Origin of the sequence: Fusicatenibacter faecihominis, from assembly GCF_020686945.1 — a bacterium.
Lineage (GTDB): Bacteria > Bacillota > Clostridia > Lachnospirales > Lachnospiraceae > Limivivens > Limivivens faecihominis.
In genome coordinates this window covers 1-1,382 of record NZ_JAJEPR010000099.1, presented here as the reverse complement: position 1 = coordinate 1,382, position 1,382 = coordinate 1, and the positions used below count along the sequence as shown (strand labels likewise).

1 protein-coding gene and 2 pseudogenes are annotated in these 1,382 nt (G+C 51.2%); all 3 read right to left on the bottom strand.

Going from position 1 to position 1,382, the window contains the following annotated elements; genetic code table 11:
- Positions 1–299: pseudogene (locus LKD71_RS18050) on the bottom strand (virulence-associated E family protein); the annotation flags it as partial.
- Positions 268–912 (bottom strand): CHC2 zinc finger domain-containing protein, encoded by a 645-nt coding sequence (locus LKD71_RS18045; protein WP_227616430.1) that lies wholly within the window; start codon positions 910–912, stop codon positions 268–270. The pseudogene LKD71_RS18050 and the gene LKD71_RS18045, both read right to left, overlap by 32 nt.
- A 65-nt stretch (positions 913–977) precedes the next feature.
- Positions 978–1,382: pseudogene (locus LKD71_RS18040) on the bottom strand (MobQ family relaxase); the annotation flags it as partial.

Here is a 1,382-nt window from a genome sequence, read left to right as displayed (position 1 = left end):
ATCCCGATGGCGTTATCAATCTTTTTCTCATTGGTAAGCCCGTAGGTTTCTTCCAGATAGAGAAGCAGATACTTCATGTCCGTATCGTTCAGGGCGGTGCTTTCTCTGTGAAAGCCGATGGGCTTTATGATGTCCTTTCGGTCAGTTAGGATGTTGTATGCGATAGCCCCGGAAAGCAGAGGGTCACGCTGGAATACGGTCAGGCAGTTCCGTATGCTCTGACGGACACCGCCTTTCTCGGTAGTTTCCAGCCCCGCCTTGATTTCCTCAATGTTCTGGGGCGGCTGCATGGCGTTCATGGTGTTTTTTAGTTCTTGCTGCGTCTGCGGCTGCAAGCTCTGCCATTCGCTGTTCAAGCTGTATCACATCCTTTCCGTAGTCCGTAATCAAAGCCGCTTTTTCCTCTGTTTCCCCGAACAGAAGCACATCCAGCAGATATTCCACTTGGGCTTGCTTCTGTAAGGCTTCCACAAACCGGGGATGAAAGGCTTCCTCCGGGGAGTGCGGGGCATATTCCTTTCTCCACACTCGAAGTAGGTGGAGATAATCGGCAAGAATACGGAAGCAGCAGTTCTTTGCTTCCTGAAACTGTTCCTCCGGGGATTTCTGCCGGGGCTTGGGCTTTTTCGCCTTTCCCGGCGGTTTCCAGTCCTCATATGAAAGCCCGAAGTCCTGTGCCAGTTGTACGGCGGCGTCTTTCTTTCCCAGCCCATACAGGGCGGCGGCAAAATCAATCACATCCCCATCCGCACCGCAGCCGAAGCAGTGGTAACGCCGATCCAGCTTCATGCTTGGGGTTTTATCATGATGGAACGGGCAGCAAGCCATCCCGTTCCGACCTATACGGATTCCATAATGCTCCGCAGCCTGTCTTGTTGTGACGGACTGCTTCACAGCTTCAAATACATTCAAATCTATCTCTCCTTGAAAATAAGAAAAGCACCTGACATTCTCTGATTGAAAATGGCAAGTGCCTGTTAAAGTTCCATATCCTGTTGTCTGTGTTTCTCCTGTGCCGGGGTGGTTCTTTGTGCTTTTTTCTCGTCAGTCTTATCCTGCAAGACTTCTTTGATAGGCTGTTTCTTGGGCGGCTCTTTGCTTTCCTCTGTGCCGGGGGTGGCTTTCCGTACCCAGTAGCGGATGTCCCGCAGCTTCTTCAAATCCTCCTGCACCTCTGTCAGCGGTACTTTCAGCTCTGCGATTTCGCTGAGAAGTTTTTCCTGCTCCTGTTGCAGCTCCTTTTGGGTGCTGTCCTTATCGTCCGGGTGCTTGGCAAGGTAGGCGGCGGCTTTCGCATACCGGGCGACCTCCGGGTGTTCCTGTTTGAATTTCTCCTTTGTTTTCTTGAAAAATATCTTCTGGTACTTCTCATAGACAGGCTT